Genomic DNA, 25,336 nt, shown 5'->3' with positions numbered 1-25,336 from the left:
GGCTACGAGTGTATTTAAATAGGTAACTTACACAGGGTAGGGTACTTATTAATTATTATTTACTACCAGATACTCCAGAAACATTGGCTATGGTTATACTTGATGGTACAGGAAGTAAAAGTGGGGCGCTCCAAGTATTACCGCCATCAGTGCTACTATATGAATAGGGAATAATGTTCACCGCATTAGTTGTTCCTGAGCCAGCAGTAGTACAAAGGGTTCCATTTCCACCACAGAACAACCCATTTAATGTGTTGGCATCAAAACCTTGAGGTATGTTAGGTAGAATGGGTGCACTCCAGGTATTTCCACTATCAGTACTTGTATATACAAGATTTCTCAAGATTCCATTAAGTGTTCCAGTTCCAACTGCAGTACAAAGGCCCGAGTCGTTGCAAGAAACTGCGGAAAGTGAACTCCCCTCAGTAGATGGAGGAGTTGGTAAAATAGGATTACTCCAATTTAAACCACCATCAGCTGTTGTATAAGTAAGCGGTATTTGATTTCCTAATGCATCAAATGTATTCCCTACTGCGCTACAGATTAATCCTGAGCTGTTGCAGGAAACTGCTGATAAAGTCGGTGTAGAGCTAGGTGGTGTATTCAGAGTACTAGGAGCATTCCAGTCCTTACCCCCATCATTACTCGTATAAGCTATGGTCTTTGCTCCATTAACGCCTACAGTGACGCATTGGAGACCGGAACTGCTGCATGCAACACCCAACAAGGTTGTACTTCCTGTTAAAGCAGTGGGTAATACAGGAGTGCTCCACGTTGCACCTCCATCCATACTTGTATAAGTTAGTGCAAAACTTCGAGTTGGAGTTCTTGAGCGTCCTACTGCCACACAGTTTACCGCGGCACTATCACAAGCAACACTTATGAGTCTTGCATCAGTTGCGCCAGCTGGTGCAGTCAAAAGTATTGGAGAAGACCATGAATTTCCCCCATCTGTGGTGTTATATGCTAAAGGTTGGCTGGGAGCTGAAGTTGTACGACCTACTGAAACACAATTTAAACCTGAATCATCGCAAAAAACATCAGATAATGTACTTGGTAGCGTGCTAGACAGTTGAATAAGAGAACTCCATGAGTTGCCACCGTCAGTACTAGTAAAGGCAATCGGTGCGTTTTGGCCATTAATGGTAGCAACACCAACAATTAGTCTTCTTATCAGAGAAGACGGTGATAAGGTAATATTTAAATGATTCTCGGTACTGGGCTGAGAACAAAGATAGGGATCAGGATTATTATTTCCGGGGCCTTGGGTTTTGCATATCTCAGGTCCACTGTGTATTCCAGCAGATGAAATAGAATTTCCATGAATCACTAAGGTTAATAGGCAAGACTGTTTTGAGTCAAGTGTAAAAGGGCTGGAACAAGGATTAGTCCCTCCGGTTCCTTGGCTAACCCCTTGAATTGCTTTAAAGGTTAAAGTCCTTTTAATTTTCGTATTATTAGTTATTTGATAACGAACAGTAGCCGTGCTTGTTGAAGAAATTTGAAGTGTTGTTTTTGTAGTAGGAAGTATTGAGAATTTTGGTGTTGGTGCTGCATGCATTATGGTTGGTGTAAAAGCAATGCTACCCAATAAAAAATAAATCCATTTATTATTCATTTTCAATCCTTAAAATCATTAGATTATGAGACTTAAGCTAAATTGCAATTCATTTGTATATAGATGATTTAAACTCAAGCCGTTATTTAGGGTCTGGCCTGGTGCTCTTCCGAGATTACTTTTTCCCCAATCTGCAAATTCATAACCAATGCCAAATTGCCATCTCGAATAGAACTCTTTTTGGACTCCTACTCCAACTGTGTAAGAAAAAGCAGTATGGGTATTGGAGGTAAATTCTGGGGCAGGAACTTCTTCAACTATTTTAGGAGTAATTGTGAAATCGTGTGCACGATTAAAACCAACTCCCAAGCTTCCGCTTAAATAGGGATTTACAAGAACATTGAAATTACCAATCAACTTTCCTTTGGCTGCGATATGAGTATGATTGATTTTGTAGGTGTAGAAAAAGTTATCGAATTCTGGATCGGCATCTTCCCATACATCGCCTTTCAATTTTGCATTAGTTGTTGCTGCGACAGCCAATCCTAATTGACCGGTAAATGAAGCATTTAATGCATGTTGCAAGCCATAGAAAACCTCTCCATCAAAAAGGGTACTTGTATTTTCATTCGCAGTATATTTTTTTTCAACATCAGGTTGTAAGAAAAAGGTGTTCGTTTCACCACTATCAGTCCACGCTGGGCCAAGACTTAAAGTGATAACCTGCGTCCAGGGAGGGCTAACTGGTCCCATAGTTCCTGAAAAACTGTTTTGAGCAAACGCTGTAACAACAAGTACAGTAAGAGTCCTTTTTATATCCATTTTATTCTTATTTCTCCGTGAATTGAAAGGAGATAATAATATATTTTGGGGAGACATCCCAGTGCGGGAAAATAAAAAGTTGAAAACTCAATAAGTTAGTGATGAGTTCTCAAAGTCTTTCGAAAATGGTTCTTGTATTAAACCCAAACAATCGCTCATGCATTCTATAGGCATACTCATCGGTCATATTCGCCAGATAATCGCATACAATCCGATAGGCAGTTGTTTCATCTGTGGCTTGTTTAAACAAAACTCTATTTTTGTTATCTAATAAACTGGCAGGGTTGGAGCTGATGGCATCGAACAGTCTAAGTACAACCGTTTGCCCGCCATACTCAAAAGTACGGGCTTCTTGGGAGTCAATGACATTATTATAAATGCATTGTTTTAAATAGTTCAGCAGGGCATTTGCTTCAGGAGCGAGTGCCAAATTGTATTTCAACAGATTATTCTCAAAATTTTCATTGGTCGTTATGATTTGAGCTGAGGTAATAAAATAATTGACCATTTCTCCTATGGTTTGTTTTCTTGAATAAAGATCTGGAGAAAATAACGAATCAATGATTTGATTTTGTCGATTGGTTAATAGGGTACTGCTTAATAACTGTCTAAACTCCGGTGTATCCAAATGAGAGGGATTAATAAGGCGTAAATGGATTGCATCTTCAAGATCATGCACTCCATAAGCAATATCATCTGCGATATCCATAATGGAACAATCAAAGCTATGGTAGGCTGATTTTCCTGCTTTTGTACCATGCGGTGCTTGTGATAACGATTGAAATAATTCTTTGTCATTATCAGAAAAAGGGGACAATAACCAATCAATCTCAGGCTGTTCGCAATCAAAATATGCTTTAGGTGGTAACCAGTCATTAATTTTGATGGTTTTATGAATGGATTCATGAACTGGGGCTTGTTTTGGTGCGACGACAGCAGAACGTTTCACTGGGTATTTTAAAATACCCAGCAATGCACGGCGGGTTAAATCAAGACCATACGTTCCATAACTGCTTTCAACCTTAGTGAGGAGTCGCAGTGTTTGTCCATTTGCTTCAAACCCTCCATAATTGCGCATCATATAATTGAGGGCCACTTCACCACCGTGTCCAAAAGGTGGATGTCCAATGTCATGAAGTAAACAAATAACGGAGATCAGATCGTCATTAGGTAATAGGCCAGCTAAAACTATATGTTTCTCTTGGTTCATTAAGAGATTATGTACAATACTGCGTCCTATTGAATCGACCTCGAGAGAATGGGTCAGGCGAGTACGGTGGAAATCACCTTCATCAGTCCCTAAAATTTGTGTTTTTCTTTGCAGACGTCTGAAAGCTGGGCAGTGAATTACACGTGTACGGTCTCGTTCATAAGGATCCCGATGATCGAGATTTCCTCTTTGATTCGTTTGTCCTGAACGTCGATGTGTCCACATAAGTTTTTGCCGTCGAAATAAAAAAATAATTACTGTAAGTCATAATTTGCTCTTTAACAACACAATTTCCTAAAGTTTTTTCTAGTTATGTAGATATAGTGAACAGGGAGTAAATAATAAGAACTAAAAACTAGGGGAATGACTATGGATAAGAAAATAAACTTAGCGCTCATAGTAATTTGTGCTTTTGGTATGTCTTCCTGTACTAAAGATGACAACATCTCATATCCAGCATATTCATATGTTGATATCACACAACAACCTTGGACTATAAATAGTTACAATACGAATTATGACTATAGATACCAACGAAGTCAGGAAGTAAAAGTTCCTAATTCATATCATGTTGGCGAGTTGCATTCTCCAGTGTCTTTTAAAGACAGAGATGAGACTTGGGTAAATAGTCAAAATCCTCAAGGTTATACGATTGAATTGACCGAAGGGGACAAGGCATCTCAAGTTGCACAAGTCCTATATAAAGCGCCCAAAAAAGATCGAATGGCGCAGGTAAAATATGATCGAGATGGTAAAACTCGATATAGAGGAGTATATGGAACCTACACTACCTCTGAAGAAGCACAAAAAGCTTTAAATTCTTTACCCCCTGAATTGAAAAGTGGTGCTTCAGTAATTAATTGGAGCAGTGTCCAACACTAGAATAATAGCTTGACCCGAGTGAAGAGAGACCTTTACTCGGGCATTTTTTGCTGCGATTAAGCGGTTACTATAATTTTACCTACTTGTTCATTAGACTCCATGTATCGATGTGCATCGACTATATGTCCCAAAGAGAAAGTTTGGGCAATTTGAGGATGAAATGATCCATCTTGTAAATGATCAAAAATATATTTTTCGGCTTCTTTCCGAGCCTCGGTTTGAGTAGCAATTTCAAAAAGCGTATAACCCCGCACAGAAATTCCTTTGTTCAATGCGGTGAAAAGAGGGAAAGGCGTAATCTGTTCCAGAGATAAGTTACCATAAACAAAAAGTGTTCCACCTGGTGAGAGTGTTTCTGCTAGAACTTCAACGCCTTTACCAGCGATTGGATCAAAAACGATTTTTACTCCTGTACCCTTTGTTATTTCACTTACACGAGCAGGGAGATTTTCTTCGCTTGTTACAATGACATGATCTGCGCCTAAAGAGAGTAACTCAGCTTTTTTCTTAGAGGTACGTGTGGTAACAATACTCTTTGCACCCTGAGTTCGTGCAATTTGAATTGCAGCTAATCCCACACTACTACTTGCTGCAGTAATTAAAACAAAATCATTTTTAGAGAGTTTTCCATAGTGAATCAGAGCTCCATAAGCTGTCATGTATTGCATCCATATGGAAGTTCCCTCTGCATATGAAAGTTTCTCAGGATATGCTGCAAGTGCGTATGCAGGGACTATGGCCACTTCTCCATATACACCATATTTACCTAGATCAAAACAAGGCACAGTGCTGTATGTCTTGCCAATTATTTTTTTATCAACATCCGGACCAACTGCTTCAACCACACCGGAGGCTTCATAGCCAATTTTTGATGGGAAATGAGGTTGTACTAAATATTGACCAGTACGAAACATAATTTCAGCTCGATTTAAACCAATTGCATGAACACGCAAACGAACCTCACCTTTCCCTGGCTCTGGTAATGATATCTCTTCAAGTTTTAATACCTCTGGTCCCCCAGTTTCGTGAAAACGAACAATTTTAACTGATGAGTTTGACATGAAATTTCCTTATTTTTTATGAAGTTCTTGTATCGCTCTTAACCCGGAATCTTTTTTCGTCATCCCGAGTGGGGTCTCCCATCGTAACTCGGTGCATAGGGTGAAGGTTCCCCTCGTTACACTCGTGATGACGGGGCATTATTGCCTCTTCACCCAGATTATAACAGGCTAAGTTTTCGAAGCGGAGCTAATTAAGATCATTAAACGAGTTACACCAGGTGTTTTCGAGCGATCTGCTTCAAACTGTTTTACGGTAATCGCATAGCGTTGATTTATTTTTTCCAACCAGGTAATAAATAAATTAAAAGCAACTGCATCAAAAGTAAGCTGAATATCTCCGGAGCCAGTTTGTTGCAACTGATATGGAAACTTTAATGTTGTGTCATTTTTTAGTTGTGTCGCTAGAGTCGTTAATAATTGACTGTTATCAACTATTTGTTTTTTCGTTTGTTTTGTATGGCTTTGTTGTTTTATCTTTTTCATCCACTCGAGTGTAGCCGTTTTTTCGACGAGTTGGGTTGATTTTTGGTTTACCTTTTGGCTCAACGGGTTATACAAAAACAAATAATACACATAAAGGAAAAGGCACACTGCTGTTCCAATCAACATCCATCTTTCTCGTTCATTAAGTGTACTTAAGTATGCTTTCACATTAACTCCAAAGTAGCGACAACTTGTTGTTCGCGAGTTGATGCTTGGGTTTGTTTTACTTTAAGTTGAAGCTTTTTTAATGCATTTTCTAATTCTTCTAAACTGGCAAAGTCCGTGCTGACCAATGTGACTGATAAAATCTTATTCTGATAACGTAATTGTTCCAAGGTATTGTGATCATTTTTCATGACCTTGGAAAATTGGTTGAGTAAGAACCAAAAGCGATTTTGTTCTTCCGCATTATTGCTTTTTAACAGCTGTGTGATGCGAAATTTAGGGCTAATAACTTGTTTTGCATCAGGAAAAAATTCATGATAAATCACTGCAATTTGCGCATCAATTTTTTGAGTATCTTTATTGAGTAAATGCAACTTGATCCCATTGACTACAAGTAGGGAGATTAACCAAACACAAAAAAGAGCGCCGGCGATTTGATATCCTTTTTTAAGTTGATTTGCCTTATTGCCGTACTGCATCTCTCCTTGACAGAGGTTCATCAGCTTTGCTTTTAGTATTCTTTGGGCAATCCATGTGTACGATGATTCCTGATTCTTGGGCAAAGATGAATCATCTTGGATTGTACTGTCTTCAAAAAGCAAAGGTTGATGTTGCGGGTGGCCTTTTAGATAGATATGAGCTAATTCTCCTGATAGAGCTCCTTTGAAATCATCGGTATTAATAAGTAATGTTGCTTCACAAACGCATAATTCTTGTGGTTCCAGGGCAAACCAATCTACGGTGATTCCAGAAAATTCTATTCCTTGCTCCCTGAGGAATTGCATGAGATATCGAATTCGCTGTTTACTTATCACAGTCACCAGGTACTGATTATTTTGATATCGTGCTTTATCAAAAGCAAAATGAAGCTCATCTACTGGTTGTGCTAGTTTTTCTTCTAAAGCATAAGGGATTGCAATTCTTGCCTTCCTATCTGGAAGCCATGAAAACTCGAGATTAAGAAGACTGACCTGTTCACATGTTTCAATAACTAAAGTGTTACTTTCTGTCTGTAGTGTTTTAATTTCGGCAAAACTACGTTGAGCAGGTGGAGCAATTAATGCTCCATCAGCGTTCATTTTGAGGCAGAAACATCCTGCTTCATTAAGATGTTTTGCGAAAAGAAAAAGGGTATTCATTCCTAAGCATAAGCTCTAAGTTTTTTTATATTCATGGCAGTCCATTGTTGCTTCAATTGTTGCGACAGTAGATAAACTACAAGTGCATACTGGGGACTTGAATTGTATCGGGTTATCACAAAGAAATTAGGATAAGCGATCCAATATTCATTCCCTTTAGCCGTAACCAGCTCAATTAAGGCGGCGCGTGAAGGATGATTATACGCGGCGGTAACAGGTTTAATACCATTTGCAATCAATTGTGAATAGTAATAATTGGGTTTTTTAGGGTTCACTTGAATTCGTTTATAACGAGTACCAACTACTGTGGCATGTTGGGCAACCCCATCATTAGGTCTCCAACCATGATGATAGAAATAATTCGCAATGCTTCCAATCGAATCCGCATTATTGGTTACAATATCGCGTTTTCCAGTATTATTAAAATCAACAGCAAAGTTACGGTAACTACTGGGCATGAATTGTGGTTGGCCAATGGCACCTGCATAGGAACCTTTGAATTGGGTTGCAGGAACTCCATGTTCGCGACAAAGAAGCAGGTATTCTTTTAATTCTTTAGTGAAATAAGGCGCGCGTTTTGGATAATTGAAAGCCAGTGTGGCTAATGCATCTAGAACTCGATGTTCTCCTTGTTTCTCTCCATATAAGGTTTCCACTCCCAAAATTGCAATAATAATTTCTGGGGGAACGCCATATTTTTTTTGTGCTTTTTCTAATGCCTTTCTATTCGCTGCCCAATAGTCCAATCCGCCTTTTAGACGTGCAGGGGTAAGAAACAAATCTCTATAAACATCCCAATTCTTCTTTTCATAGGGTTTTTCCATCGATTCAATGATATCGGGTCGGATTACTACCTGATTCATTGTTGCTGTAAGCTCTTTAGCATTAAAGTGGTACTCATTAACCATACTTTTGATAAAGAGTTGTACATCTTTTCTTTGTGTAAATGCGGTATCTGAATAAGTTGAGAACGAAAGAAGTAGCAATAATATTGCTATAAACCCCAAACTTGATACTCGTCGCATAGCGCACCCTAATAATAGAAAAACGAAATGGTAAATCTTATTAAAAATGCGGTGCATTAGCAAATACTTTAAGGCTGCGCTTATTTAAGCTAGAATGCGCTATTTGCAAAAAAGGGTATTTCAGTTGAGTGATTTAAAGCGGATTCGTAATTTTTCGATTATTGCCCATATTGATCATGGTAAATCAACCTTGGCAGATCGGTTTATCCAAATTTGTGGTGGTTTAACAGAACGTGAAATGAGTGCTCAAGTTCTTGACTCAATGGATATAGAGCGAGAAAGGGGGATTACGATCAAAGCCCAGTGTGTTTCTTTAAATTACACTGCGAAAGATGGCAATAGCTATCTCTTAAACTTCATTGATACACCAGGACATGTGGACTTTAGCTATGAAGTATCTCGTTCTTTGGCTGCTTGTGAGGGTGCGATTCTTGTTGTGGATGCAGCCCAGGGTGTGGAAGCACAAACTGTCGCTGTTTGTTACACGGCCATTGATCAATCATTATCTGTTTTGCCCGTGCTTAATAAAATTGATTTACCGCAAGCTGAGCCAGAGCGTGTTATCTCAGAAATTGAAGATATTATTGGTGTGGACGCACACGATGCAATAAGGGCTAGTGCAAAAAGTGGACTTGGTGTGGAAGATGTTCTGGAAGCATTAGTAACTCGTATTCCACCACCAGTAGGTAATATCGACGCGCCTTTACAAGCTTTAATTATTGATTCATGGTTTGATAGCTACCTTGGTGTTGTTTCTTTGGTGCGTATTGTAAATGGATCGATACGTAAGGGGGACAAGATGAGAGTCATGTCTACAGGTCGATCTTATGAGGTTGATCAGGTAGGTATATTTACTCCTAAACGTACTAAGCTGGAAATGTTGAATGCTGGTGAAGTCGGTTATGTCGTTGCCGGAATCAAAGAAATTCAAGGCGCTCCAGTAGGCGATACACTTACTCTGGAAAAAAATTCTGCGGATAAACCACTTCCTGGTTTTCAACGTGTGAAACCCCAAGTTTATGCGGGTCTATTTCCTATCAGTGCTGATGATTTTGAGGCATTCCGCGAAGCTTTGGCTAAATTAAGCCTCAATGATGCTTCACTCTTTTATGAACCTGAATCTTCTGAAGCACTAGGTTTTGGTTTCCGATGTGGCTTCCTAGGTATGCTGCATATGGAAATTGTACAGGAGCGTCTGGAACGAGAATATAATCTTGATCTAATCTCCACCGCGCCTACAGTGGTTTATCAAATTGTGACGCAAAAAGGCGAGACGATGCTCATTGATAATCCATCTCATCTACCGCCGCTTCCACAAATTAAAGAAATGTATGAGCCTATTGTACGAGCAAATATACTTGTACCACAGGATTATCTCGGTTCAATTATTAATTTGTGTATTGAGCGACGTGGTGTCCAAGTAAATATGACTTACAGTGGCCGCCAAGTTTCTGTAACCTATGATATTCCAATGAGCGAAGTAGTTTCTGACTTTTTTGACCGATTAAAATCGGTGAGCCGAGGTTATGCTTCATTGGATTACAATTTTTTGCGTTTTCAGGAAGCCGATTTAGTTAAAATGGATATTTTGATTAATAGTGAACGTGTGGACGCGCTCTCAGTGATTGTCCATCGCTCCTCATCACATAGTCGTGGAAAATTAATTGCTGAGAAAATGCGAGATTTAATTCCAAGACAAATGTTTGATGTGGCAATTCAAGCGGCTTTAGGCAGTCATATTATTGCCAGACAAACAGTAAAGGCACTACGAAAAAACGTTACTGCTAAATGTTATGGTGGTGATGTGACACGAAAACGGAAATTATTGGAAAAACAAAAAGCGGGTAAAAAACGTATGAAGCAAGTGGGGCATGTGGAAATACCGCAAGAGGCTTTTATGGCTGTGTTTCAAACGGATAAAAAGAAATAATAGCTGTTTACCACGGTTCACCAAATCTGACTTTTCACCAGGATTTTAAAATGGATGAATGGTTATTGGATATATAAATTAAGTTTAATTAGGATATAAATTTATGAATTTTGCTTTAATATTAGTTGTCCTATCTTTTATCAGTGGATTTATTTATCTACTCGATGTTCTATTTTGGGCAAAAAAGCGTACTCAGGATGAAAAACCCAATCGGATCATTGAATACTCACGATCTTTTTTCCCCGTTTTCTTCATTGTCTTAATTCTACGCTCATTCATAATTGAACCTTTTCGTATCCCTTCAGGTTCATTAGAGCCAACATTGCTTGTTGGTGATTTTGTTGCGGTAAATAAGTTTATTTATGGATTAAGGCTCCCAGTTTGGGAAAAGAAAATTCTTTCAATTTCTGACCCTAAGACAGGGGCAGTTGCTGTATTTCGTTGGCCGCCCGATCCTTCTTATGATTATATTAAAAGAGTAATAGGAGTTCCCGGTGATAAGATTACTTATCACAATAAGGTATTAACAATTAATGGTAAGGAAGCAAAACAAACCTTTGTTGAGTACACTATTGATGAGAGCTCTGGGAAGGCAGTAGCTAAATATAAAGAAGATTTGAATGGAACTGTGCATGATATTTTCATTCGAGCTGATGTTCCCGCTGTAGACTTTGATATTGTAGTGCCCGAGGGAAATTATTTCATGATGGGTGATAACCGCGATGACAGTGCAGATAGCAGATTCTGGGGGTTTGTACCTGAGTCCTATTTGCGAGGCAAAGCATTTTTGGTTTGGATGAGTTGGAATAGTAAGACGGCTAATGTGCGTTGGTCTAAAATAGGGAAATTGATACCCTAAATACGTGATATTTTCATGGTTCTTAGATCAAAATATTGATTTTAAATTTAGAGCAGATAAAGGGAATAACAAATGCAAAGACAAAAGGGAATGACTTTTATAGGGATGTTAGTTACTGTAGTTGTGCTTGTTATGGGTGTGGTGGTAATAATGCGTATTATTCCGGTTTACCTGCAGTATTACTCTGTTCTCGAATCAGTGAAAGGATTAAATTCGATTCCTCCATCCACATTAACAGGGGATCCGGTTGCTGATGTTAACGTTCTGAAGAGTACTTTAGATAAACGTCTGGATATAAACGGCGTAGAAAGTTTAAAGGAAAATCAGTTAGCTATTGAACCCATGGGTGGCAATAAATTTAGAGTGAAATTGAAATACCAAGTGATTAAGCCTTTAGTATACAATATAAGCTTATTATTTGATTTTGATCATACTGAAGAGGTTGTAACTGGCAGTGAAAGTTGATTTAGAAAGGTTATGCAGGCGATTAAATTATCAATTTAAAAATGTTGCTTATCTTAGGCAAGCTTTGACGCACTGTAGTGTGGGTAGTGAAAACTATGAGCGTTTTGAGTTTCTAGGAGATTCAATTTTAAGTTTTGTAATTGCCAATGAACTATTTCATCGATTTCCTATGCAGAGTGAAGGTCAATTAAGTCGTTTGCGATCATTTTTGGTTCGAGGCGAGATGTTGGTCGAATTAGCTAAAGAAATTGATCTTGGCGATTTTCTTTTTTTAGGCCAAGGCGAGCTAAAAAGTGGTGGTTTTCGTCGTGCCTCAATTCTTTCTGATGCCCTGGAAGCAGTTTTTGCCGCAGTTTTTCTTGATGGTGGCATTGAGTCTGCAAAAGAGGTTATTTTAAAGTTATATCATTCTCGGCTTGAAGATCCTAATTTAAACGATTGTTTGAAAGACGCTAAAACTCAACTGCAGGAATATTTACAGGCTGAAAAAATTGCTCTTCCAGAGTATACCTTAACTAAGGTAGAAGGTGATGAACACAATCAAATATTTTATATCACCTGTACGGTTAATGGAGCGAGGCAAAAAACCTTTGGTGAGGGATCCAATCGGCGAAAGGCTGAACAACTCGCCGCGAAGGCGATGTTAGAATTGTTGCGTTCAGTTAAGTAGTTTTTCTCCGAAATGATAACGGGATAGATTATGTAGCCTGGGTGCAGCGAAGCGGAACCTGGGATAAGAAGTGGTTCAATATTCCCGGGTTCCGCTTCGCTGCACCCAGGCTACATGTTTAAGCTAAATCTTCCAAACTGGTGCTAATTTCTAACCATTCTTCTTCAGTCTGACTTAAAGAAGAATGAGTAAAACTACGCTTTTGTACTAATTGATTGAGCTTATTTTGTTGCGTACTGTCTTCATAAATGCTTGGGTCACCTAGCTGAGTATCCAGTTTGGCAAGTTCGTCTTGATATTGTTCAATCAACTGTTCCAGTTTCTTCAAACGATTTTGTAAGGTTTTCTTTTCTTTATAATCAGTTGCAGTTGAAGTAGCTGAATTTTCTTTAACTGAATCTTTAGCTTGTAGCCATGAATAATAATCATCTAAGTCCCCATCAAACGCTTGCACTTTCTTCTGGTAAATCAGATAGAAATTATCGACGCTGGTTTTGAGCATATGACGGTCATGCGAGATAAGAATTAATGCACCTTCATAGCTTTGCAATGCGAGCTCAATAGCGGACCGCATCCCAAGATCCAAATGGTTTGTGGGCTCATCAAGCAAAAGTAGATTGGGTTTGAGCCAAACGAGTTTAGCCAAAGCTAAACGTGCTTTTTCACCACCGGAAAAGTGAGTAATGGGTTGTACTGCCATATCACCAGTGAAATTAAAGCCACCTAAAAAATCACGAATAGTTTGTTCGCGTGCTTCTGGTGATAAAACTTGGATTGTTTCCACTGGACTTAAATTGTAATCCAGCTGTTCTACTTGGTGTTGTGCATAATAGCCAATCTTTAAATGTACTGCACGGTGAATTGTACCATTCAAAGGAGTTAAAGAACCAGTTAATGTCTTGATCAGTGTAGATTTTCCTTCGCCATTTGGTCCCAACAAGGCTATTCTGTCCCCTGGATTGAGTGAGAAATTGATTCTTTTTAATATAGGGTTTTCAGATTGATATCCCGCATCGACCATATTGCACTGAATTAATGGATTACCTGCTCGGGGGCATGGAAAAAAATCAAAAGAAAAGGGAGAATCTACTTGCGCTGCAGCGATAATTTCCATTCTTTCAATGGCCTTTAGACGTCCTTGGGCTTGTTTTGCTTTAGTAGCTTTGGCTCTAAATCGATTGACAAATGACATCATATGATTAATTTTGGCTTGTTGTTTTTCAAACATGGCTTGTTGCAATGCCAATTGTTGTGCATGTGTTTTTTCGAAACAACTGTAATCGCCACTGTAAAGCGTTAGATTTTGTTTCTCAATATGAAGAATATGAGTAACGAAAGCATCAAGAAATTCACGGTCATGAGAAATAAGAATAATAGTGCAGGGGCTTTGTCTTAAAAAACGTTCCAACCAAAAAATAGCTTCCATGTCTAAATGGTTAGTAGGTTCATCCAGCAAAAGTAAATCAGCCGGTTTCATTAAGCAGCGTGCGAGGCTTAAACGCATTCTCCAACCCCCGGAAAAGCTATTCACGGAAGCCTGTTGTTGCTCACCTATAAAACCAAGGCCAGACATAATCGTTGCTGCTTGGGCTGGTTTACTGTAGCCCCCGGTATGACTTAACTCTTCATGGCATGCTAACACTTCAGCATCATTGCCTGTTGCTTCTGCATCGTTCAGGCGTTGAAGCAACTTAAGATATTCTTCATCACCACCCAATACAAAATCCAGTGCTTTTTCATCACTGACAGGTAATTGTTGAGATAAGTGACTGATGGTAAGTTGAGGATTAATTAAAAAATCACCCGTATCAGGGTGTAGTTTTTTTAATAAAAAATCAAATAATGTCGATTTGCCACAGCCATTATGACCAATAAGACCTATTTTTTGTTTTTCATAAAGTGTGACATTAACTTTATCTAATAAAACTTTATTGCCACGACTTAAAGTAATTTGACGAAGAGTAAGCATGATAAATCTTTAGCCATATAGGTGGTTATATAAAAATTAAAAACTGTAGCCTGGGTGCTGCGAAGCGAAACCCGGGTTTAAAGCAGCCGTCATATTTCCTGGATTTCTCTTCGCAGCACCCAGGCTACAATATTCTCTTAATTCTAACATAAATCCGCTTAACTTGGTTCTGGCTCAATCGTTTTTTTCCTGGCCGACTGATAGCGAGCTTGTTTTTCAATGTCGATATAACGATCTGTTGTTGCACTAGAACTATGGCCAGCATCGTCTCGCACATGTTCACGAGGACGAATTTTAACATCTTCAGAAATACCGGTATGTCTAAGCCAGTGGACAGTCGCTGCAGCTAAATTATCTGCCTCTTCATTATGGCCTTTTATGCGCAGTTGCTCACCTGCTAAGTCAAAACATCGCTGAATAATTCTGCGTATCGGTGCTGTATCACTCATAGGACCGTTCCCACGAATTTTGGGAATAAGTGGGCTATTATCTGCTGGAGAAGGGAGGGGAGATAATCCCAAGAAACAACGCCATCGCATCAAACTTTCCAACATTGCTTCGCTTACTGCGATTTGTCGTTCTTTGTTTCCTTTACCTATCGTTGTGAACCACCAATGACCATTACTGTCCTTGGCAAAATCATTCATACTGGGGATCCAGCGATCACTTGCTGCTAATTCAGATATACGAAGATACATGCCAAACAACAAACTCAACATAAAACGAGTGCGTTCATGCTTCAGGGGGGATTCTTCGGCAAGGGATTCAGCGGCATCCAATACAGCGCTCCATTGTGTCAAACTCAATCGTCGTATGGGGGCATTATGTTGGCGCTTACGAATAAATTTACTTTTTTGACGAATTAGAGCAACAGGATTAGAAACCAGATACTCTTCTGCAATTAAGAAATTAAATAAGGTACTTAAAATAGCAAATATTTCTTGAATGGCTCCTTGAGATAAATTGAATTGATCAATCTGTGGTTTTTGACCGTTTTTTATTGCAGATTTGCTTAACGTAACTACAAAGGGCCTCCACTCTTCATTAGGAATACGTTTTCCATCTTTTTCAATAAAACGAGGGACTTTTTTTAAACTGATCCAGGATTTGGGTGGATTTTGGCAAAAATGAATGTATTGCTCTATATCATCACGTTTCAATTCATTGATAGTTACATTTTTAATTAACCAGGACCATTGTAATAAACGTTCCGTTTCCCTACGGTAACTATTGAACGTGCCTTGACTGCCAGTGTAACTTTTCAAAAAATTCAACGCATAATTAAAATCATTTTGAAAACAAATATCAGGCAATACAACATGCTCGTGGTTTTTATGTAGGTAATTCAGATTGTCGAAGATAGGGAGCAATTTAAGTTTCATATTTTCAAGGTAAAATGAATAATGAACCTCAATGCTAGCTGAAAAAGGAAGAAGATTCGAGTAGGTGAGTACAGTGCTTGTATGGACAATCAGCTACATGGCTTAAAAAATAACGATTTGTTCAAGCTAATTAAATAACGGCAGCAATAAAGTAAAATTAATTAAAATTAAATGATTAGAGATATTGACCTTGATGAAGGCACCTAGTATCATCTGCGCTCTGTCCTTGGGACGGGTTTTACGGGGTATAGCGCAGTCTGGTAGCGCGCCTGCTTTGGGAGCAGGATGTCGGGGGTTCGAATCCCTCTACCCCGACCAAGATGCGCCCGTAGCTCATCTGGATAGAGCATCGGCCTTCTAAGCCGAGGGTAGCAGGTTCGAATCCTGCCGGGCGTGCCAGCCCAGATCTTGTTCATAAGAATTTCTGGTATATAGTTTATGGTGAGCGTAGCTCAGTTGGTAGAGCCCCGGGTTGTGATCCCGGTTGTCGTGGGTTCGAGTCCCATCGTTCACCCCATATGAGAGAAACAAAAAAGGTTTATCGCTAAAGATTTTATCTGAGTCTTTACAAGACTGAATTACTGATTGATAATCCAACCTGATTTGCGAAAGTGGCGGAATTGGTAGACGCACTGGATTTAGGTTCCAGCGGGGCGACCCGTGAGAGTTCGAGTCTCTCCTTTCGCACCATTTATCATTATACATTCCAAGAGGTGATTTTAATGCAAGTTTCTGTTGAGACCCTAAAAGGTTTGGAACGTAAGGTCACAGTTTCTGTGCCTTCAGAGAAAGTTGAGGAAGAAGTGAGCTTACGTCTCAAGAATCTTGCTCGCAAAGTTAAAATTGATGGTTTTCGTCCTGGTAAAGTACCCTTTCATGTTGTTGTCAGTCGCTATTCTCAAAGTGTTCGCGAAGAAGTTGCTCGAGACATGGTGCAATCTACATTGTTTGAAGCATTACAAAAAAATGAATTAGTTCCTGCCGGTTATCCTTCCGTTGAACCTGAGCAGCTAGAGAAAGGAAAAGACTTCAAGTATTCCGCAATATTTGAAGTAATGCCTGTATTTGAAGTAGCTGAATTAAATCAAGCATCAGTTGAACTGGCTCGTTCAGAAGTAACAGATAAAGACGTTGAAAACATGTTGGATAAACTTCGTGAGCAAAATAAAGAATGGCATGATGTATCTCGAGCTGTCAAAAAAGGTGACAAAGTAGTTATCGATTTTGAAGGGTTTCTTGATGATAAACTCTTTGATGGTGGTAGTGCGAAAGGGCATGAATTAATTATTGGGTCTGGCTCGATGATTCCTGGTTTTGAAGAAGGAATTATTGGTAATAAAAAAGAGAAATCTTTTGATATCAAAGTTACTTTCCCTGCTGACTACGGCCATAAAGAATTAGCAGGTAAAGAAGCTGTTTTCAAAATTACACTTCATAATGTGATGGAAGGAAAATTACCTGAGCTTGATGAAGCTTTTGCTGAGAAATTTAATATCAAAGAAGGCGGCATAGACGCGCTGAAAAAAGATATTAAAGAGAATATGGCTCGTGAATTAGAGCGTCGCGTCAGTATGATGAATAGGGAAAAGTTGTTCGATAAATTAATGGAAGTGAATGTCATTGAATTGCCACTAGCTTTAATTGATAAAGAAATCGAACATTTGAAACATGATATGTATCATCGTCTTTTTGGACATGAGCATCATGAGAATGAAAAGATACCTGATTTTCCTCGTGAACTGTTTGAAGAGCAAGCAAAACGTCGCGTTCATCTTGGTTTACTCTTCTCTGAGTACGTTAAAAAACACCAAGTTGTTGCAGATAAAGATAAAGTTAATGCTGTAATTGAACGATTTGCCAGTGCTTACGAGAATCCTGATGAGTTGCGTGCTTGGTATCAAAGTAGCAAAGAGCATATGGCTGAAATTGAAGCAATTGTTATGGAAGAGATGGTTGCAGATAAAATTGCTGAAGATGCAAAAATTAAATATAAAAATAAAGATTATGATTCAATAATGAATCCTAAGCCTGCAACTGAAGCAACTGAGAAAAAAGGAGAGTAATTGTATGTCGGGATATTCAGAGAACATAATTCGCAATGCCAGTGGATTAGTCCCAATGGTTATTGAACAAACCTCACGTGGTGAGCGTTCATATGATATTTATTCGAGATTATTAAAAGAACGCATTATCTTTCTTTTGGGTGAAGTTGAAGACCATATGGCTAATTTAGTAGTTGCTCAATTGTTGTTTCTTGAGTCTGAAAACCCTGAAAAAGATATTTCTCTCTATATTAATTCTCCTGGAGGTGTAGTAACTGCTGGCTTAGCAATTTATGATACCATACAGTTTATTAAACCTGATGTAAGCACTTTGTGTATAGGGCAAGCAGCAAGCGCTGCTGCTTTATTGCTTTGCGCTGGAGCTGATGGCAAGAGATTCTGTCTACCAAACTCACGAGTAATGATCCACCAACCATTAGGTGGTTATCGAGGTCAAGCTACTGATATCGAAATTCATGCTCGCGAGACCTTAGCCGTAAGAGAACGTTTAAATACTATTATGGCAAATCATACTAAAAAGACACCAGATCAAATTATGCGTGACACAGAACGTGATAATTTTATGAGTGCCACACAAGCTGTTGAGTACGGCTTAGTTGATAAGGTGCTTTATGATCGAGAGTCAGTAAATAAAACAGAGTAATTGTTTACTTTAAATTCAAAAAAACTGAACTATAATGTATCTTAGCCCAGGTGCAGCGAAGCGGAACCTGGGTTTGGTTCAGATTTACAGGGTTCCGCTTCGCTGCACCCGGGCTAGGAATGCGATTAGGGGTCCTTTTATATTGAGTCTTTATTACTTTTTCGTATTTCGTTTTGTTTTTAAAAAAATAGTTACATGAAAAACAGTGGCATATCTTTTTCTGATTGACTAATATTTTACATATATTATCTATTTTTCCGATAATCGTTGTAAGAAGGGGTTTGGTTATGAGTAAATCCGGTAACGGAAGTGGCGATAAAGTTTTGTATTGTTCTTTTTGCGGAAAGAGCCAACATGAAGTTAAAAAATTGATTGCTGGTCCTTCTGTATTTGTCTGTGATGAATGTGTTGAGCTCTGTAATGATATTATTCGCGAAGAAACACATGAAGCTCATGAAGAAGCAGAAGTACGTTTGCCATCACCCAAAGAAATTTCAAACTTCTTGGATGAGTACGTCATAGGACAATCTCATGCAAAAAAAGTCTTGTCCGTAGCTGTGTATAATCATTACAAGCGATTACAACATAAAAGTGAAGATGGTGTTGAGCTTGGAAAAAGTAATATTTTACTTATAGGTCCAACTGGAAGCGGGAAAACACTTTTAGCACAAACATTAGCTCGAATTCTCAATGTTCCATTTGCTATGGCCGATGCAACTACACTTACTGAAGCAGGTTATGTAGGTGAAGATGTAGAAAATATTATCCAAAAACTTTTACAAAAGTGTGATTATGATGTTGATAAAGCTCAGCATGGAATCGTTTATATTGATGAAATTGATAAGATATCACGTAAGTCTGATAATCCGTCGATTACACGAGATGTTTCTGGTGAGGGAGTGCAACAGGCACTCTTAAAGCTAATTGAAGGTACTATTGCTTCAGTGCCACCACAAGGTGGTCGTAAACATCCACAACAAGAGTTTTTACAAGTTGACACTTCAAATATTTTATTTATTTGTGGTGGTGCTTTTGCTGGATTGGAAAAAGTAATAAGAGAGCGAAGTGATAAGTCAGGCATTGGATTCTCTGCACAATTGAAAAATAAAAAAGAAAGCAGTGATGAAATATCTAAGGTATTGAATCAATTAGAATCAGATGATCTGATTAAATATGGATTAATACCCGAGTTTGTGGGTCGATTGCCTGTAGTTGCCACTTTGCAAGAGCTGGATGAATCAGCTCTTATTGATATTTTAACGAATCCTAAAAATGCTTTGACTAAGCAATTCCAGTCGCTGTTCAGAATGGAAGGAGTCGAGCTTGAATTTAGAGAAGAAGCACTAGTAGCAATTTCTAAAAAGGCTCTAGAACGAAAAATGGGAGCACGAGGTTTACGTGCTATACTTGAAAATATTCTTTTAGACACCATGTATGAATTACCTTCTCTTGAAGGAGTAATTAAGGTTGTGGTTGATGAAAGTGCTGTAAATAGTTCATCAAAACCTATCCTTATTTATGAGCAAGAAGGGATGAAGAGTGCAGCAGGTGGTCAAGAGTAAGATTTTTACTCCTCTCCTGTTTAGTGCAGGAGAGAGTCCTTTAGGCAACTTTCTTAATTATAGCGCTTTGATTTCTTGCAATAACTCTCCCTTCCTTTTAAATTATAATTAGTAGTAGCGTGAATTTTAAATAGAGTTTTCGTTTGAATAAGGGTTCATTATGTCCACTGAAATTATAGAGACTTCGAATGAGGCAGAAAAACTGTCAGATATACCTGTATTGCCATTAAGAGACGTAGTGGTCTACCCTCATATGGTTATTCCTCTGTTTGTTGGGCGAGGAAAATCAATTAAAGCTTTAGAAGCGGCAATGGTTGATAGTAAGCAAATTTTTTTAGTTGCACAGAAAAAATCATCTAATGACGATCCTGGTGAAGCTGATATTTTTCAAGTTGGAACGTTATCAAGTGTTCTGCAATTATTGAAATTACCGGACGGAACCGTAAAAGTTTTAGTCGAAGGCGAAAAGCGTGCAAAAGCAAAGGAATACAATCAGACCAAAGGATATCTAGAAGCTGATCTTGAATTATTGGAAGATGAAAATGCTGCGGTACAAGAACCAGATACCGGTATTTTAATGCGATCCTTAATGTCGCAGTTTGAGCAATACATCAAGCTAAATAAAAAAATTCCACCCGAGGTTTTATCACCCCTTGCCGGAATAGAAGAGCCAGGCCGTTTAGCTGACACTATAGCTGCCCATCTGACATTGAAGGTAGATGATAAACAAGAGTTACTAGAAACTCTAGATGTGGGTACTCGTCTTGAGCGTTTAATGTCTGCTATAGAAAATGAAATTGACTTGTTACATGTTGAAAAACGTGTGAGAGGACGTGTTAAGCGACAAATGGAAAAAAGTCAGCGAGAGTATTATCTCAACGAGCAAATGAAAGCAATTCAAAAAGAGTTGGGCGAGCTGGGCGAAGAAGGAAATGAAATTGAACAATTGGAAAATTCCATTAACAAAGCTGGGATGCCCAAAGAAGCAAAAGAAAAATCGCTAGCTGAACTTCATAAATTGAAAATGATGTCACCTATGTCTGCTGAGGCAACGGTTATACGCAACTATCTCGATTGGATGCTTGCGGTACCCTGGAAAAAGAGAACTAAAATTCAATTTGATTTACTCAAAGCAGAAAAATTATTAGATAAAGAACATTACGGCCTTGAACGGGTTAAAGAACGTATTATCGAATATCTGGCTGTTCAACAACGTGTGAAACGATTAAAAGGGCCAATACTTTGTCTTGTTGGACCTCCTGGGGTTGGTAAAACTTCATTAGGACAATCCATTGCGAATGCTACAGGTCGTACATTTATTCGTATAGCTTTGGGTGGCGTAAGAGATGAAGCAGAGATTCGAGGACATAGAAGAACTTATATAGGATCTATGCCAGGAAAAATTATCCAAAAATTATGTAAGGCCGGGGTAAAAAATCCACTCATTATGTTGGATGAAGTGGATAAAATGGCTATGGATTTCCGTGGCGACCCTGCTGCAGCACTACTTGAGGTGCTGGATCCAGAACAGAACCACACGTTTAACGATCATTATCTAGAAGTAGATTATGATTTGAGTGATGTTATGTTTATTGCGACAGCGAATTCACTGGAAATTCCTGCTCCTTTATTAGATAGAATGGAAGTGATTCGACTTGCGGGTTATACAGAAGATGAAAAAGTAAGTATTGCTGATAAATATCTTGTTCCAAAACAAGTCGTCTTGAATGGTTTGAGCAATCAAGAAATTCATATTAGCGAAGGTGCAATTCGAGAAGTTATTCGTCACTACACTCGAGAGGCAGGTGTTCGTAACTTAGAACGAGATATTGCGAGTATTTGTAGAAAAGTCGTTAAAGAAATTCTATCTAATAAAAAAGTTAAAAAAATGAACGTAACTACAAGTAATATTGAAAAGTATTTGGGTGTGAAAAAATTTCGATATGGCTTGGCTGAAGAGTTTGATCAGGTGGGTCAGGTTACAGGTTTAGCCTGGACAAGTGTGGGCGGAGAATTGCTAACAATTGAAGCATCAATGATGCCAGGTAAAGGCAAAGTAACGCATACAGGTCAATTGGGTGAGGTCATGCAGGAGTCCATTCACGCTGCAATGACTGTTGTACGAAGCAGAGCTAAAAATTTTGGCTTGGCCGATGATTTTTATGACAAGAATGATTTTCATGTTCATGTTCCTGAAGGAGCTACTCCTAAGGACGGCCCAAGTGCGGGTATTGGTATGTGTACAGTTTTGGTTTCTGTAGTGACGCATATCCCTGTTAAAGCAGATGTAGCGATGACAGGAGAAATAACGTTGAGAGGGCAGGTGTTGCCAATTGGGGGTCTTAAAGAGAAATTATTGGCAGCTCATCGAGGCGGAATTAAGCATGTCATTATTCCTGAGGAAAATGTAAAAGACCTGGAAGAGATTCCAGATAATATTTTACGTAAGCTAAAAATACATCCAGTTAAGACCATAGAACAGGTTCTAGAACTGGCTTTACAACGCAGTCCTTGGGTAGAACAGCCAACAAATGTACAATCTGAAGCTTTAGTGGGTAAAAGATCAAAAAAAATTAAAAATAATGATTTACATACCCATTAATAAGAGGTATATTTCGTTTCGTAGCCCGCCACTAGCGGGCACTGCAAGGATGTAACTACTTGACCGGTTAATTTGATGAGTTTAATTAAATTAACTTGAAGTATGGAAGATTAACTGTATAGGGGAAGCAATGAATAAGAGCGAATTAGTTGATGCTATAGCAAGTGGTTCGGGTTTAACAAAAGCTGACGCCAGCCGTGTTCTCGAAACTTTTACTAGTACTATTACTGATGCTTTAAGAAGCGGTGATCAAGTAGTAATACCTGGTTTCGGATCTTTTTCAACAGGCAATCGTTCAGCACGTACAGGTAGAAACCCACAAACTGGTAAAATTATTCAAATTAAAGCGTCACGAGTAGCCAAGTTTAAAGCGGGTAAAAACCTGAAAGAAGCGGTGCAAGAAGCATAAGTTTTCAGGGTGCTTAGCTCAGCTGGGAGAGCATCGCCCTTACAAGGCGAGGGTCGTAGGTTCGATCCCTACAGCACCCACCAAGAAATGGAGTGGTAGTTCAGTTGGTCAGAATACCGGCCTGTCACGCCGGGGGTCGCGGGTTCGAGCCCCGTCCACTCCGCCAGATTAACGCGCCGAAAGGCGCGTTTTTTTTATCTGGAAAGAAGTGTTTACTTCAGACTCTATTTTTTCCTAATCTCTGTTTTATTATTTAGAGAAATGTCGGGTAAAGATATGCAAAAGAAGTAATATTAATTATTTCAACGTTAATTTTCTTACTGGTTTTAAAAGAAAATTTTTGCTGAATAGATGAACTGTTGTTTTCGTTTTGATTTTTTTCAGTCTGGGTTATAATCCCTCGCTAAAATGAATAAAGCTTTAATTATTAATATGGATCTTGGGACATGTTACAAAAGTTAAATGAACGTATACAGGGTGTTGTAGCTTGGTTAGTAGTGATCTTAATCGGTATTACGTTTACACTTTTTGGTGTGGATTATTATCTACAATCGCGTCAAACGACAAACTCTAAGGTGACCGTTAATGGTCAGCCTCTAACACTGCAAGCTTTTGAAAACAATTACAGACGCGCCCGTTCCATGCAAGATGTTGAACAAATGACTGCTGCTGATGAAAAAAAATTGCAAAACCAAGTGTTGGATCAAATGATTACCAATGAGGTTTTAGTACAAGCTGCAGGTAAGAATGGCTTCAACGTTAGTGCAAATCAAGCAAATGCAGCAATTTTGAGTATTCCTCAATTTCAGGAAGACGGTCATTTTTCAGCCCAGAAATATCAACAGGCATTAAATGCCGCCTTATTTACACAATCAAGTTTTCAAAATGAAGTAAAACAAGGAATGCTATTAAACCAGCAACGATTTGCTTTTATGGGTAGCTCCTTTGCTTTACCTGATGAAATTGATCGTTTTGTAAGTTTGTATATGCAAAGCAGAGACTATGATTATTTAACGATTCAGGCTTCTGCCTTTGAAAAAGATGCTCATGTTTCTGCAGAAGAGGTTGCTGATTATTATAAAAAGCATAAAAAAGAATTTATGACCCCTGAAAAAGTCAGCTTGGATTATGTGACTTTATCCATGCATGACATTAAGAACAAAATTAAAATATCCGATGATGATGCAAAACGATATTATGAAGAAAATCAAAGTAACTATTTGATACCAGCAAGCTGGCAAGTCGCTCATATTTTATTTGCTGTTCCAGAGAATGCGAGTCAATCTGATTCGGATAAAATCCAGAAGAAAGCAAATAATGCATATCAGTTATTGCAAAAAAATCCGGAACAATTCGAACAGCTCGTTTCAACAATGTCAGATGATAAGCTTTCTATAGCTGACAAAGGCGTTCTTCCCTGGATTACAGCGAGCGGACAAAATAATTACAATCGAATTTTATCTAATTTAACTAAGCCAGGACAGATTTCTCCACCTGAAAGAACGAAACATGGATATGAAATTTTTAAACTAATTGCGTACAAACCTGTTTCAACCAAATCTTTTTCTGAAGTGGGCTCGTCGATTAAAGAACAATTGGTTGCTGAAGCTGCTCAGACTAAATATACACAAGCTATGGAACAATTGTCGGATTTAAGTTATCAATCCCCAGACTCACTTCAACCAGTAGCTGACGCATTAAATTTAAAAATTGAAAAAACACAACCTTTTGCACGATCAGGCGGTACAGATAATCTTACAAAAAATAAACAAGTACTTAATACGGCATTTAGTCATGATGTGCTTGATTTAGGAAATAACAGCGAACCGATACAAATTGATAATGACTCAGTTGTTGTTATCAGGGTTGACCAGCATTGGGCGGAAAAGGAACAGTCTTTAGAAGCGGTTCAAGATCAAATCAGCAAAATTTTGGTTAAAAAAATTGCTGAATCTAAAGCGAAAGAAGTAGGGATGAATTTATTAAACCCAGTTGAAGATAAGAAACAACAAGAATTAATAAGTAGTAACAATTTATCATGGAAATCTGTGGTTAAATCGACTCGTGACAATGATAAGGTAGATACAGATATTAATGACATGGCATTCAATTTATTACGACCTGAAAGTCGAGATGGTCTTGTTATGCCGAATGGTGATTATGTCGTAGTAAGACTAAAACAGATTCATGATGGCAAATTAAGTACTTTAGACAGGGAGCAGCAAGACAGCTTAATTCAACAAATCGAAGCAAGCTATGGCATGATGGATTATGACTTGTATGTAAAAAGTTTAATTAATCGAGCACAAATTGTAAGACACTAGGTTTTATAGACAAATGTGTTAGCTTGAGCTTCATGGTTTCTTGATTTTTTCATTCCAAAAAAAATTAATATCCTAGGATCAGGATAGCAGCGTTTGCCTATATAACCCATTTA

The 25,336-nt window shown here is 38.5% G+C and carries 20 protein-coding genes and 6 tRNA genes; 17 read left to right on the top strand and 9 right to left on the bottom strand.

The features are described from left to right. Positions 1-55 precede the first annotated feature (55 nt). From Lstg_RS04610 to Lstg_RS04600, 3 genes are all read right to left on the bottom strand, one after another. Positions 56-1,618 carry a WD40/YVTN/BNR-like repeat-containing protein gene (locus Lstg_RS04610; RefSeq protein WP_058476490.1) on the bottom strand — a complete coding sequence of 521 codons (1,563 nt, stop codon included), beginning with the start codon at positions 1,616-1,618 and terminating at the stop codon, positions 56-58. 18 nt (positions 1,619-1,636) lie between these two features. Further along, positions 1,637-2,380: an outer membrane protein gene (locus tag Lstg_RS04605; RefSeq protein ID WP_058476489.1), complete on the bottom strand. Its 744-nt coding sequence runs from the start codon at positions 2,378-2,380 to the stop codon at positions 1,637-1,639. Positions 2,381-2,489: 109 nt separating this feature from the next. Further along, complete coding sequence (locus tag Lstg_RS04600; RefSeq protein WP_058476488.1) at positions 2,490-3,815, bottom strand: anti-phage deoxyguanosine triphosphatase; 1,326 nt, start codon at positions 3,813-3,815, stop codon at positions 2,490-2,492. Positions 3,816-3,959: 144 nt separating this feature from the next. On the opposite strand from Lstg_RS04600, the gene Lstg_RS04595 reads away from it, so the two are divergent. Further along, a complete protein-coding gene (locus Lstg_RS04595; RefSeq protein ID WP_058476487.1) occupies positions 3,960-4,472 on the top strand; it encodes an SPOR domain-containing protein in 513 nt (170 codons plus the stop codon). Between the two features lie 56 nt (positions 4,473-4,528). Here the strand turns inward: Lstg_RS04595 and Lstg_RS04590 are convergent, their stop codons facing one another. The 4 genes from Lstg_RS04590 to mltB form a co-directional block, all read right to left on the bottom strand. Continuing rightward, a complete protein-coding gene (locus Lstg_RS04590) occupies positions 4,529-5,533 on the bottom strand; it encodes a zinc-dependent alcohol dehydrogenase family protein (RefSeq protein WP_058476486.1) in 1,005 nt (334 codons plus the stop codon). Between the two features lie 168 nt (positions 5,534-5,701). Then, positions 5,702-6,184 carry a GspM family type II secretion system protein LspM gene (gene lspM / locus Lstg_RS04585; RefSeq protein ID WP_058476485.1) on the bottom strand — a complete coding sequence of 161 codons (483 nt, stop codon included), beginning with the start codon at positions 6,182-6,184 and terminating at the stop codon, positions 5,702-5,704. After that, positions 6,181-7,320, bottom strand: coding sequence for a type II secretion system protein GspL (gene gspL, locus Lstg_RS04580; RefSeq protein ID WP_058476484.1), 1,140 nt, complete (start codon positions 7,318-7,320; stop codon positions 6,181-6,183). Before gspL ends, lspM begins: the two co-directional genes overlap by 4 nt. A 2-nt stretch (positions 7,321-7,322) precedes the next feature. Further along, the gene (gene mltB, locus Lstg_RS04575) at positions 7,323-8,345 is read right to left on the bottom strand and encodes a lytic murein transglycosylase B (RefSeq protein ID WP_058476483.1); all 1,023 of its coding nucleotides are present in this window, start codon (positions 8,343-8,345) and stop codon (positions 7,323-7,325) included. 94 nt (positions 8,346-8,439) lie between these two features. Here mltB and lepA point away from each other — a divergent pair, with 94 nt between their 5' ends. The 4 genes from lepA (at position 8,440) to rnc (ending at position 12,269) form a co-directional block, all read left to right on the top strand. Then, positions 8,440-10,275 carry a translation elongation factor 4 gene (lepA, locus tag Lstg_RS04570; protein WP_115324550.1) on the top strand — a complete coding sequence of 612 codons (1,836 nt, stop codon included), beginning with the start codon at positions 8,440-8,442 and terminating at the stop codon, positions 10,273-10,275. 103 nt (positions 10,276-10,378) lie between these two features. Beyond that, the gene (gene lepB, locus Lstg_RS04565) at positions 10,379-11,134 is read left to right on the top strand and encodes a signal peptidase I (protein WP_058476482.1); all 756 of its coding nucleotides are present in this window, start codon (positions 10,379-10,381) and stop codon (positions 11,132-11,134) included. Positions 11,135-11,206: 72 nt separating this feature from the next. Continuing rightward, on the top strand, positions 11,207-11,599 hold the full coding sequence (locus Lstg_RS04560; RefSeq protein WP_058476481.1) for a DUF4845 domain-containing protein: 393 nt from the start codon (positions 11,207-11,209) through the stop codon (positions 11,597-11,599). Further along, positions 11,589-12,269, top strand: coding sequence for a ribonuclease III (rnc, locus tag Lstg_RS04555; RefSeq protein WP_058476480.1), 681 nt, complete (start codon positions 11,589-11,591; stop codon positions 12,267-12,269). Before Lstg_RS04560 ends, rnc begins: the two co-directional genes overlap by 11 nt. Positions 12,270-12,387: 118 nt before the next feature. Here rnc and Lstg_RS04550 read toward each other — a convergent pair whose 3' ends face one another. Both Lstg_RS04550 and Lstg_RS04545 read right to left on the bottom strand, forming a co-directional pair. Next, on the bottom strand, positions 12,388-14,238 hold the full coding sequence (locus Lstg_RS04550; RefSeq protein ID WP_058476479.1) for an ABC-F family ATP-binding cassette domain-containing protein: 1,851 nt from the start codon (positions 14,236-14,238) through the stop codon (positions 12,388-12,390). Positions 14,239-14,396: 158 nt separating this feature from the next. Then, complete coding sequence (locus tag Lstg_RS04545; RefSeq protein ID WP_058476478.1) at positions 14,397-15,620, bottom strand: tyrosine-type recombinase/integrase; 1,224 nt, start codon at positions 15,618-15,620, stop codon at positions 14,397-14,399. A 241-nt stretch (positions 15,621-15,861) separates the two neighbouring features. Here Lstg_RS04545 and Lstg_RS04540 point away from each other — a divergent pair. The 12 genes from Lstg_RS04540 (at position 15,862) to Lstg_RS04485 (ending at position 25,223) form a co-directional block, all read left to right on the top strand. Beyond that, positions 15,862-15,938, top strand: a tRNA-Pro gene (locus Lstg_RS04540). Positions 15,939-15,942: 4 nt separating this feature from the next. Further along, a tRNA-Arg gene (locus Lstg_RS04535) sits at positions 15,943-16,019 on the top strand. Positions 16,020-16,061: 42 nt separating this feature from the next. After that, positions 16,062-16,137: transfer RNA gene (locus Lstg_RS04530), tRNA-His, on the top strand. An 88-nt stretch (positions 16,138-16,225) separates the two neighbouring features. After that, positions 16,226-16,310, top strand: a tRNA-Leu gene (locus tag Lstg_RS04525). Between the two features lie 32 nt (positions 16,311-16,342). After that, positions 16,343-17,683: a trigger factor gene (gene tig, locus Lstg_RS04520; protein WP_058476477.1), complete on the top strand. Its 1,341-nt coding sequence runs from the start codon at positions 16,343-16,345 to the stop codon at positions 17,681-17,683. Between the two features lie 4 nt (positions 17,684-17,687). Further along, complete coding sequence (gene clpP, locus Lstg_RS04515; protein WP_058476476.1) at positions 17,688-18,326, top strand: ATP-dependent Clp endopeptidase proteolytic subunit ClpP; 639 nt, start codon at positions 17,688-17,690, stop codon at positions 18,324-18,326. A 287-nt stretch (positions 18,327-18,613) separates the two neighbouring features. Continuing rightward, complete coding sequence (clpX, locus tag Lstg_RS04510; protein ID WP_058476475.1) at positions 18,614-19,888, top strand: ATP-dependent Clp protease ATP-binding subunit ClpX; 1,275 nt, start codon at positions 18,614-18,616, stop codon at positions 19,886-19,888. A gap of 160 nt (positions 19,889-20,048) precedes the next feature. Further along, positions 20,049-22,490: an endopeptidase La gene (lon, locus tag Lstg_RS04505; protein WP_058476474.1), complete on the top strand. Its 2,442-nt coding sequence runs from the start codon at positions 20,049-20,051 to the stop codon at positions 22,488-22,490. 130 nt (positions 22,491-22,620) lie between these two features. Continuing rightward, positions 22,621-22,899, top strand: coding sequence for an HU family DNA-binding protein (locus Lstg_RS04500; protein WP_010653977.1), 279 nt, complete (start codon positions 22,621-22,623; stop codon positions 22,897-22,899). A gap of 7 nt (positions 22,900-22,906) precedes the next feature. Then, positions 22,907-22,982 (top strand) — tRNA-Val (locus Lstg_RS04495). 6 nt (positions 22,983-22,988) lie between these two features. Further along, positions 22,989-23,065: transfer RNA gene (locus Lstg_RS04490), tRNA-Asp, on the top strand. Between the two features lie 280 nt (positions 23,066-23,345). Then, the gene (locus Lstg_RS04485; RefSeq protein WP_058476473.1) at positions 23,346-25,223 is read left to right on the top strand and encodes a SurA N-terminal domain-containing protein; all 1,878 of its coding nucleotides are present in this window, start codon (positions 23,346-23,348) and stop codon (positions 25,221-25,223) included. Positions 25,224-25,336: the final 113 nt, after the last annotated feature.

The organism is Legionella steigerwaltii (genome assembly GCF_001468065.1).
Lineage (GTDB): Bacteria > Pseudomonadota > Gammaproteobacteria > Legionellales > Legionellaceae > Legionella > Legionella steigerwaltii.
Note: the sequence above shows the minus strand (reverse complement) of the source record. Positions and strands in the feature narration are given on the sequence as shown.

Bases quoted from the DNA above. Each gene is read 5' to 3' on its own strand.
- Lstg_RS04610 (WP_058476490.1), bottom strand. From the start codon at position 1,618: ATGAATAATAAATGGATTTATTTTTTATTGGGTAGCATTGCTTTTACA.
- Lstg_RS04605 (WP_058476489.1), bottom strand. From the start codon at position 2,380: ATGGATATAAAAAGGACTCTTACTGTACTTGTTGTTACAGCGTTTGCT.
- Lstg_RS04600 (WP_058476488.1), bottom strand. From the start codon at position 3,815: ATGTGGACACATCGACGTTCAGGACAAACGAATCAAAGAGGAAATCTC.
- Lstg_RS04595 (WP_058476487.1), top strand. From the start codon at position 3,960: ATGGATAAGAAAATAAACTTAGCGCTCATAGTAATTTGTGCTTTTGGT.
- Lstg_RS04590 (WP_058476486.1), bottom strand. From the start codon at position 5,533: ATGTCAAACTCATCAGTTAAAATTGTTCGTTTTCACGAAACTGGGGGA.
- gspL (WP_058476484.1), bottom strand. From the start codon at position 7,320: ATGAATACCCTTTTTCTTTTCGCAAAACATCTTAATGAAGCAGGATGT.
- mltB (WP_058476483.1), bottom strand. From the start codon at position 8,345: ATGCGACGAGTATCAAGTTTGGGGTTTATAGCAATATTATTGCTACTT.
- lepA (WP_115324550.1), top strand. From the start codon at position 8,440: ATGCGCTATTTGCAAAAAAGGGTATTTCAGTTGAGTGATTTAAAGCGG.
- lepB (WP_058476482.1), top strand. From the start codon at position 10,379: ATGAATTTTGCTTTAATATTAGTTGTCCTATCTTTTATCAGTGGATTT.
- Lstg_RS04560 (WP_058476481.1), top strand. From the start codon at position 11,207: ATGCAAAGACAAAAGGGAATGACTTTTATAGGGATGTTAGTTACTGTA.
- Lstg_RS04550 (WP_058476479.1), bottom strand. From the start codon at position 14,238: ATGCTTACTCTTCGTCAAATTACTTTAAGTCGTGGCAATAAAGTTTTA.
- Lstg_RS04545 (WP_058476478.1), bottom strand. From the start codon at position 15,620: ATGAAACTTAAATTGCTCCCTATCTTCGACAATCTGAATTACCTACAT.
- tig (WP_058476477.1), top strand. From the start codon at position 16,343: ATGCAAGTTTCTGTTGAGACCCTAAAAGGTTTGGAACGTAAGGTCACA.
- clpP (WP_058476476.1), top strand. From the start codon at position 17,688: ATGTCGGGATATTCAGAGAACATAATTCGCAATGCCAGTGGATTAGTC.
- clpX (WP_058476475.1), top strand. From the start codon at position 18,614: ATGAGTAAATCCGGTAACGGAAGTGGCGATAAAGTTTTGTATTGTTCT.
- lon (WP_058476474.1), top strand. From the start codon at position 20,049: ATGTCCACTGAAATTATAGAGACTTCGAATGAGGCAGAAAAACTGTCA.
- Lstg_RS04500 (WP_010653977.1), top strand. From the start codon at position 22,621: ATGAATAAGAGCGAATTAGTTGATGCTATAGCAAGTGGTTCGGGTTTA.
- Lstg_RS04485 (WP_058476473.1), top strand. From the start codon at position 23,346: ATGTTACAAAAGTTAAATGAACGTATACAGGGTGTTGTAGCTTGGTTA.